General features: G+C 64.0%; 9 protein-coding genes and 1 pseudogene. 2 read left to right on the top strand and 8 right to left on the bottom strand.

What is annotated here, in order from left to right; genetic code table 11:
- Positions 1–112: 112 nt before the first annotated feature.
- Both WA702_RS08960 and WA702_RS08955 read right to left on the bottom strand, forming a co-directional pair.
- The gene (locus WA702_RS08960) at positions 113–874 is read right to left on the bottom strand and encodes an ABC transporter permease (RefSeq protein ID WP_425110165.1); all 762 of its coding nucleotides are present in this window, start codon (positions 872–874) and stop codon (positions 113–115) included.
- Positions 871–1,794: an ABC transporter ATP-binding protein gene (locus WA702_RS08955; RefSeq protein ID WP_425110164.1), complete on the bottom strand. Its 924-nt coding sequence runs from the start codon at positions 1,792–1,794 to the stop codon at positions 871–873. The genes WA702_RS08960 and WA702_RS08955 overlap by 4 nt, the downstream gene beginning before the upstream one ends.
- A 266-nt stretch (positions 1,795–2,060) precedes the next feature.
- Between WA702_RS08955 and WA702_RS08950 the strand changes: the two genes are divergently transcribed.
- Positions 2,061–2,798, top strand: coding sequence for a hypothetical protein (locus tag WA702_RS08950; protein ID WP_425110163.1), 738 nt, complete (start codon positions 2,061–2,063; stop codon positions 2,796–2,798).
- A gap of 108 nt (positions 2,799–2,906) precedes the next feature.
- Positions 2,907–4,022 carry a LysM peptidoglycan-binding domain-containing protein gene (locus tag WA702_RS08945; protein ID WP_425110162.1) on the top strand — a complete coding sequence of 372 codons (1,116 nt, stop codon included), beginning with the start codon at positions 2,907–2,909 and terminating at the stop codon, positions 4,020–4,022.
- On the opposite strand, the gene WA702_RS08940 is transcribed toward WA702_RS08945, so the two are convergent.
- The 6 genes and pseudogenes from WA702_RS08940 to WA702_RS08915 form a co-directional block, all read right to left on the bottom strand.
- Positions 3,974–4,591 carry a methyltransferase family protein gene (locus WA702_RS08940; RefSeq protein WP_425110161.1) on the bottom strand — a complete coding sequence of 206 codons (618 nt, stop codon included), beginning with the start codon at positions 4,589–4,591 and terminating at the stop codon, positions 3,974–3,976. The genes WA702_RS08945 and WA702_RS08940 overlap by 49 nt on opposite strands.
- A gap of 42 nt (positions 4,592–4,633) precedes the next feature.
- Positions 4,634–5,662, bottom strand: a complete 1,029-nt coding sequence (locus WA702_RS08935) for an NAD-dependent epimerase/dehydratase family protein (RefSeq protein ID WP_425110160.1) — start codon at positions 5,660–5,662, stop codon at positions 4,634–4,636.
- Positions 5,662–6,213 (bottom strand): Mpo1-like protein, encoded by a 552-nt coding sequence (locus WA702_RS08930; protein WP_425110159.1) that lies wholly within the window; start codon positions 6,211–6,213, stop codon positions 5,662–5,664. Before WA702_RS08930 ends, WA702_RS08935 begins: the two co-directional genes overlap by 1 nt.
- Positions 6,214–6,480: 267 nt before the next feature.
- Entirely contained in the window at positions 6,481–7,152 is a 672-nt protein-coding gene (locus WA702_RS08925) for an OmpA family protein (RefSeq protein WP_425110158.1), read from the bottom strand.
- Positions 7,152–7,565: a hypothetical protein gene (locus WA702_RS08920; RefSeq protein ID WP_425110157.1), complete on the bottom strand. Its 414-nt coding sequence runs from the start codon at positions 7,563–7,565 to the stop codon at positions 7,152–7,154. Before WA702_RS08920 ends, WA702_RS08925 begins: the two co-directional genes overlap by 1 nt.
- A gap of 126 nt (positions 7,566–7,691) precedes the next feature.
- Positions 7,692–7,975, bottom strand: a pseudogene (locus WA702_RS08915) (AAA family ATPase); the annotation flags it as partial.

Genomic DNA, 7,975 nt, shown 5'->3' with positions numbered 1-7,975 from the left:
GATCCACCCTCTCCCGTAAGGGGAGAAGGTGCACTTCCGATGCCGCAACAGACTTTCATTGGTAACAAATGGTTGAGGGATTGCTCGGCGTGCCTGTAGCAGGAGCCTGACTTCACCGCTTCAACCGATATCCTGTCTTGAAGATCCACCACACCATCGCGAGGCAGATCGCCAGGAACGCCAGCGTCATGCCGATGCTGATGCCGACGTTCACGTCGGCGATCTCGTAGAAGCTCCAGCGGAAGCCGGAGATCAGATAGACCACCGGGTTGAGCAGCACGATCGAGCTCCATGGCGCCGGCAGCATGTTGACCGAATAGAAGCTGCCGCCCAGGAACGTCAGCGGCGTCACCACCAGCATCGGGATCATCTGCAGCTTCTCGAACCCGTCGGCCCAGATGCCGATGATGAAGCCGAACAAACTGAAGGTGATTGCCGTCAGCACCAGGAAGGCCAGCATCCAGATGGGATGATGGATGTGCAGCGGCACGAACAGGCCGGCGGTGGCGAGGATGATCAGGCCGAGGATGATCGACTTGGTGGCGGCGGCCCCGACATAGCCGAGCACGATCTCGACATGCGAGATCGGCGCCGAGAGTATCTCATAAATAGTGCCGACGAATTTCGGGAAGTAGATGCCGAACGAAGCGTTGGCGATGCTCTGCGTCAGCACTGACAGCATGACGAGGCCCGGCACGATGAAGGTGCCGTAGCTGACGCCGTCGACCTCGCTGATGCGCGAGCCGATCGCGGCGCCGAACACCACGAAATACAGCGAGGTGGAGATGACCGGCGAGACGATGCTTTGCACTACCGTGCGCCAGGTGCGCGCCATCTCGAATTTGTAGATGGCGCCGATTGCCCGAAAGTTCATTGCTGGTGCACCAGGCTCACGAAGATGTCTTCCAGCGAGGATTGCTGGGTCTCGAGATCGGCAAAGCGGATGCCGGCGTCGCGCAGATCGCCGAGCAGGCTCGTGATGCCGGTGCGCTCGACGCGGGTGTCGTAATCATAGCTGAGGTGCCAGCCGTCCTCCGCCAGAGTGAGACAATAGGGGGCAAGCGCGTCGGGAATGGTGTCGAGCTTGTGCTGCAAATGCAGGATCAGCCGCTTCTTGCCGAGCTTCTGCATCAGCTGGGCTTTGTCCTCGACCAGGACGATCCGGCCGTTGTTGATGACGCCGACGCGGTCTGCCATCTCCTCGGCTTCCTCGATGTAATGTGTGGTCAGGATGATGGTGACGCCGGCGCTCTTCAGCTCGCGCACCACCTCCCACATGCCCTTGCGCAGTTCGACGTCTACGCCGGCGGTCGGCTCGTCGAGGAACAGGATTTGCGGCTCATGCGACAGCGCCTTTGCGATCATGACGCGCCGCTTCATGCCGCCGGACAGCGTGATGATCTTGGAGTCCTTCTTGTCCCACAGCGACAGGTCCTTCAGGATCTTCTCGATTAGAGCGGGATTCTTCGGCTTGCCGAACAGGCCGCGGCTGAAGCTGACGGTCGCCCACACCGTCTCGAAGGAATCGGTGTGCAGCTCCTGCGGCACTAGCCCGATCAGCGCGCGCGCGGCGCGATAGTCGGTGATGATGTCGTGGCCATCCACTGCGACTTTTCCGCCGGTTGGATTGGCGATGCCGCAGATGATGCTGATCAGCGTCGTCTTGCCGGCCCCGTTGGGGCCGAGCAGCGCAAAAATCTCACCGCGTTCGATCGCAAGATCGATTTTGTTCAGAGCGGTAAAACCGGAAGGATAGGTCTTGGACAGACCGGAGACGGATATGACGGGAGCCATGCGCTGTCGGAAACAGAGGGCGCGGTGGGGAACCGCTGGAAGGGCGAAGCGCAGAGATAGGAACGCTCCTCGTCACCCGCAATCTTGGGTCACAAATGAATGCCGGCGATTTATGGGCTTTTCTGCGGCCAATTCAGACGAGTGTTGCCTCACCGACACGTCTTGAATGGTAACATGCAGCGACGTCGCTCGTGCATGTTGCATCTGCGAGCGTCTGGAGATTACGGTCGCGCGCGTCGCGACATTTCTGCCGCGGAGGAGGACCGATGACGCCACAAAGCCGCACCATTGGATCGGGCAGCGCGATCTCGTTTGTTGTCCGGTGGTTGGGCGCGGGTGCGCTCGCGCTGTCGATGCTGCTGCCGTCAGGCGTGACGCCGGCTCAGGCCGCGCCGGTGCGGCGGGTCGCCGTGGCGCCAATCGCGGCAAGCACCACCCATGTCTACCTGCTGCGCGGCGTGCTCAACATCTTCTCGCTCGGACTGGACGACATCGCCGCTCAGCTCAGGGCACAGGGCATTCCGGTCACGATCGCGAATTTTGTCTCCTGGTCCTCGCTCGCCGATGAGGCGGCCGCCGGCTATCGCTCCGGCGAGATCAAGACGATCATCCTGGTCGGGCATTCCTCCGGAGCCACGGCGCTGCCGGACATGATCGCCAAGCTCGGCCATCTCGGCGTGCCGGTGAAGCTCGCGATCGGGCTCGATTCGGTGTTCAAGACCAAGCTGGTTGCCGGCAATGCCGAGCGTTACATCAACTTCTATATCGCCAGCGGTGCCGGGGAGCCGGTCCGCCGCGACGACGGCTTCCATGGCAAGCTGGAGAACGTCGATGTGGAGTCGGTTCCAGGCGTCGGCCATGTCACGATCGAGAAGAACGCGATCATGCAGCAGAAGGTGATCGGGGCCATCGATTCGGTGGTGTTCGCCGGTCGCCGGCCGGGCCCGGCGCCGATTGCTGCGCGCAGGCAGCATGCGGCCAGTGCGGCCGCGGCGCGTAACTAGGCGCATCGGCAAGGGCGGCGCCCGCGGCGCTGCCTCAAATTGCGCCGATTTGCGGGCGAGAAGCGTGGGGCGGGGACACTCTTCCCCCATATACGCCGCAGGAGGCGCATGACCGGTCTGGGACGCATTGCCGCCATAGCTGCGCTCGCTGTTTTTGCCGCTGCGGCCGTTCATGATGTCGCAATCGCCGGGCCTGCGGGGGCGCTCAAGCCTGCTGTTAACAAGCCTGCCGTCACCGAGCCGGCTTCAAGTGAATCGTTGATCTCCCCGCCGCCGGAAACGCTGCCCGCGAACCTGCCGCCGCCGCGCGTCTACATCTTTCGTGGCGCGCTCGGTCCGATCTTCTCGACCGGCATGGACCGGTTGGCGGAGAAGGTCGAGAAGGCCGGCTACTGGGCCTCGGTCTATGAGTTCACGCTTTGCGACCTGATCGAGCTGCAGGTCGAGAAATCCTACCGCCAGCAGCCCGCGCCGATCGTATTGATCGGCCATTCCATGGGCGGCCTGTGCAGCGTCAGGATCGCGATCGCGCTCGAGAAAGAGCACATCCCGGTCAGCCTCGTGGTGAGCATTGATCCGGCGCATGCGACCAAGAGCGTGCCGCTCAATGTGCAGCGCTTCATCAACATCTTCCTGTCGGACAACATTCTCGGCGGCGGCGACGTCAAGCCGGAGCCGGGCTATCGCGGCCATTACGCGAGCTACGACATGAAGGATCATGACGAGGTCACGCATATCAACATCGACAAGATGGCGGATGTGCACGCCCAGCTCGTCACCATGATCAGCCAGCTCAACCAGACGCCGGCAACGACCGAGGCCGATCCGGTGCCGTTGCGCCTTCTGGTGCCGCCGAACACGTCGCTCGAGCTGTGGGACAGCGGCATTCCGCTGTTCGCGCGTCCGGGCGACACGCTCGAGCAGATCGGCGAGACCTATCACGTGCCGCTATGGGCCCTGCAGCAGTCCAATCCAGGCACGGCCAGCGGGCCGCTGATGCCGGGCGAGCGCATCGTGATTCCCCGGCATCTGTTGCCGGCGCCCGCCGCTGTGCCGGAGGCCACGGCCAGTCCGGCGCATATCGCGACGGCGCGTCCAAAAGCGATGGTTCATCGCAGCAGCGGCAAGACAAGCCCGGCACAAGCCGCGGCCAATGCCGATCGGTCTGCGACGGCTCAGCCTGGTGGCAAGAACGGAATGATCATCGGCACACGGCGGCAATAGCTGCTGTAGTCGGGACCGAGTTCCTGCGAGAGGAAGACTTCTTCCATCTTCGCCTTCCAGCTCATGCCGAGTCCGATCATGATTGCGCCCAGCATCGCGGTGACGGTTCCGACAGCGATGCCGGTTGCCAGCAGGCCGATGATCTGTCCGGTATAGATCGGGTGCCGCACCAGGCCGTAGGGACCGGTATCGATGACCTTGTGGCCTTCCTTGTGCGTGATCGCGTTCGACCAGAACCGGCCGAGATGGATACGCGCCCACCAGGCGAAGGCGATGCCCGCGAGGGTGATGACGGTCAGCACCACGAACGCCGCGCCGCGCGGCGTCCACAGCGCCGGCTCGCCGAGCACGCGCGAGGTCCACGGCGTGAACAGGATGCCGCCGAGCACGATCAGCAGGTGATAGCGGCTCGTCCTGGTCACGGCGACATGCTTGCGGGTTTGGCCAGACCAGAACGAGGCGCCGACCCAGCTCGCCAGGAATAGCAGCCAGATGATGGCGAGCAGCGAGGTGGGCCAGGTCGTGGTCCAGCCGCTGAACGCAAACGCGATGATTTGGCTGCCCGACATATCTTCCCGAACCGCTTTCTGACTACGACCGGCCGGTCTTACTCACTCGGCCGCCGTGCGAAAAGGGTGTTGTTTGACGTCGAGCCGTTTGCCGTCGCCCTCGGCCGCCATCAGGAAGGCGATGGTCTCGCGCAGGGTCGGCTCGATCGCGCGCGGGGCATAGCCGAGTTCCCGCCGCGCCCGGTCGATCGACAGGTCGGAGGCGTGGAGCGCGATCCGCACGCCCTCGGCGGTGCCGGTCGGCGGCCGCCGGGTGATGCGATCGGAAACGAATTCGAGCATCCCGGCCGACAATTCGGCGAGCCGGCCCGGCACCGGGAGCGCCAAATGCTTGCGGCCGCTGATGATTGCGACCAGCGCGAGGATCTGGCTAAGGCGCAGGCTTTCGCCGCCGAACACGTAGCGGCCGCCGACCATGCCGCGCTCCATGGCCAGGATCAGGCCCGCGGCGACGTCGCGGACATCGACCAGATTGACGATGAAGTCGAGGTAGAGCTGGATCCGGCTGTCGAGAAAATGTCTCAGCATCGCCGACGGTGGGGTCAGGTTGCTGTCATGCGGGCCGATCGGCATGGTCGGCGTGCCGATGACGACCGGAAAGCCCTCCGCAGCAGCCTGCATGGCCCGCGCCTCGGCCTTCGCCTTGGAGCGGGTATAAGCGCCGGGCATCGCATCCGCAGGGGGCGCTGATGGTGCGAAGGCCGCCCCCTCCGCACCGGGATAGTCGAACAGAATCGACTCGGTCGAGCAGTGCAGGAAACGGCGCACCTGCCCGGCACGCGCGGCCGCGAGCACTGTCTCGGTGCCCTGGCAGTTGACCCGGTGGAAATCCTGCCGGTCGGGCATCCACATGCCGGGCAGACCGGCCAGATGATAGACCTGCTCGACGCCATCCACGGCCTTGCGCACGACAGCGGCGTCAAGCACTGAGCCCTCGACATACTGGACGTCGGCAATCATGTGCGTCGGGCAGCGGATGTCGAGCACGCGCACCCGGACACCCCGCGCCGCGAGCGCCGCGACGAGATGTTGGCCGATGAATCCGCTGCCGCCGGTGACGAGACCGTTCATTAGGGGTGCGAGTGCTGATCGCTTTGCAGTTGTTCCGAACCATTTGGATGCGGCGACCAGTCCGGCTTGATCAGGTCTGCAATCGCCGGTCGGAAGCCGAGCGCCATATAAAGTTTCGCCATCACGAACATCGGGCCAAGCCAAAGGTGAGCCGGGTGATCCAGCAGCGACGGCTTGTTACGTTCGAACACCTGATGGCCGACGGCCTGCGACGCAAAGCCGAGGATGATGAGCGCGGCGAACAACGTCCACAGCGCGATGCCATGGACATGGCCGACGATCAGCATGGCGGCGGCAAGGAACAGCACGGCAAAGGCCAGGATTCCGGCGCCCAGCGCCGCATCGAGCAGCAGCCAATAGAGCAGGACGGGCAGCGCCAGGATCGCGCCCAGGCTGATCTTCAGGCCGAACGCATCGAACTGCCACAGGCTGAGGGGCAGCACGGCGCCGAGAAACAGAAAGACAATGCCGATCACATGCATCAGGCCGTTGCGCGGGTCCCGATGATATCTGACATAGTCGATCATTTGGCGTCGAAACAGCTCGCTCATGCCGGACTCGCTCGTCAATGAGGTCGATGACCGCGCACTCGACGGCCGCAAAGAAGCGGCTATACCATCAAGCGCCAGCATCGACAAACCGCGAATCGCGCCGGTCGGTAACGGCCATTTGTCGCGCCGGGGCGACGTTCTTTGGCCCCGAATCGGCTTCCAGCGTGCCATAGCCGGCTGATTACAATTTCGTGATGTTGTCACACACTAGCAGTCGCGCAAGCCGCGCGATCGGTTCAATCCCGGGCGAGCCCGCCCGGCATCCGGCTATTTGTGCCGCTTCTGCTTCTTCGCGGCTGCCGGCGCCGGCTTGCTCGGAACGGCCGCAGGAGCCGCGGTCTCCTCCGGCGCCTTGGCGATCGTGATGATCTGAATCTGTTGGTTCACCGGCGCGGTCGGCCGCGCGGGATCGAGCAGTTGCTCCTCGCCGAGCCCGATTGATTGCAGGCGCTTGGCCGAAATCTTGAAGGTGTTCACGAGGATGTCACGGATCGCGTCGGCGCGACGCTGGCTCAGCGTCACATTGGCTTCACGCTTGCCGTTCGCCTCGATGTGGCCCACGACCAGGAAGGAATACGGCAGCAGGGCCGAGTTCACCATCGCGTCCGCGATGCGGCCGACCGTCTGATAAGATTCCGGGCGCACGATCGGCGTGTCGACGTCGAACTGGATATCGACATTGAGCGCCGGCAGGCTCATCAGATCAGGCGCGATCGGCGGCCGCTTTTGCGGCGGCGGCTCGTTGCGGCCGCGCAGTCGCGAGCGCTCCTGGGTCTGTGTGCGCAACGCCGGCAGATCGAGCGTCGGTGCGTTGTCCAGATGATTGAGCTGGGTGATGATGTCATCGCGGCTCACAGCCTGTGCGGCGGCTGGACCTGCTCCGGCACAGGCGAACAGGGCGGCCGCGAGTGCGGCAAGCAATGCTCCAGCGCGGCGCATCAGCGATACCCCGCGTCGCCGATCGCCTGCTGGCAGCGCGCGCTGACGCCGTTTGCGGTCGTCAGGCAGGGGATTGATTTGGACGTCTCCTTGGTTGTTCCAGCACAAACCTTGACGATCTCATGCGCGCAGGCATTGGCGACCGTCATGCGTGCCGCGATGCGCTTCTGGATCGCATCGAAGGCCTTGAGATAGTTGTCCTTGCAGGCCGGCGAGATCACATCCTGGTTGCGCGACAGGCATTCCTTCAGGCGCGCGGAGTCGAGATTGACGCCGCGGCAGTTGGCCACGATGTCGGCCCCACAGCTCGCGGCGATCAGCGCCGATGCGTCGCCAAAGCTCATCGTCTCCGCCATCGCAAGCGACGGCGCGACCAGCGCGACACAAAATAGGATCAAGCCTCCCCGGACCATGGCTGCATCTCATACGACGCACCCGGCCACGGTCAAGACCCAAGAAAGGCAGATCAGGGCGGAGCTGTGCAGTTTGCGGCGCGCCATCGCCGCACACGGCAGATTGGCAACGTCCGCTTCGGTCCGTTAGGCCCGCTGCACGAAGCTGTCGACGACCTTCTTCTCGCCGGCCTTGTCGAAGGCGATGGTCAGCTTGTTACCGTCGACCTTCACCACCCGACCATAGCCGAACTTCTGGTGGAAGACGCGATCCTCCAGCCCGAAGTCCGAGACCGTGCCGGTGGATTTCGCCACCAGCTCGCCCTCGATGGTCATCGGCCCACGTCGGCTGCGGCCAAAACTCTCGAAATCGCCGCGCCCGCCGAACGGTGACTGGTCCTCGCTGAAGCCGCCTTGCGCCTGGCCCGAGC

It is taken from the genome of Bradyrhizobium sp. (assembly GCF_049798375.1).
GTDB lineage: Bacteria > Pseudomonadota > Alphaproteobacteria > Rhizobiales > Xanthobacteraceae > Bradyrhizobium.
Note: the sequence above shows the minus strand (reverse complement) of the source record. Positions and strands in the feature narration are given on the sequence as shown.

Excerpts from the sequence above, each read along its gene's own strand:
- WA702_RS08960 (WP_425110165.1), bottom strand. The coding sequence starts at position 874 with ATGAACTTTCGGGCAATCGGCGCCATCTACAAATTCGAGATGGCGCGC.
- WA702_RS08940 (WP_425110161.1), bottom strand. The coding sequence starts at position 4,591 with ATGTCGGGCAGCCAAATCATCGCGTTTGCGTTCAGCGGCTGGACCACG.
- WA702_RS08920 (WP_425110157.1), bottom strand. The coding sequence starts at position 7,565 with ATGGTCCGGGGAGGCTTGATCCTATTTTGTGTCGCGCTGGTCGCGCCG.
- WA702_RS08955 (WP_425110164.1), bottom strand. The coding sequence starts at position 1,794 with ATGGCTCCCGTCATATCCGTCTCCGGTCTGTCCAAGACCTATCCTTCC.
- WA702_RS08930 (WP_425110159.1), bottom strand. The coding sequence starts at position 6,213 with ATGAGCGAGCTGTTTCGACGCCAAATGATCGACTATGTCAGATATCAT.
- WA702_RS08935 (WP_425110160.1), bottom strand. The coding sequence starts at position 5,662 with ATGAACGGTCTCGTCACCGGCGGCAGCGGATTCATCGGCCAACATCTC.
- WA702_RS08950 (WP_425110163.1), top strand. The coding sequence starts at position 2,061 with ATGACGCCACAAAGCCGCACCATTGGATCGGGCAGCGCGATCTCGTTT.
- WA702_RS08925 (WP_425110158.1), bottom strand. The coding sequence starts at position 7,152 with ATGCGCCGCGCTGGAGCATTGCTTGCCGCACTCGCGGCCGCCCTGTTC.
- WA702_RS08945 (WP_425110162.1), top strand. The coding sequence starts at position 2,907 with ATGACCGGTCTGGGACGCATTGCCGCCATAGCTGCGCTCGCTGTTTTT.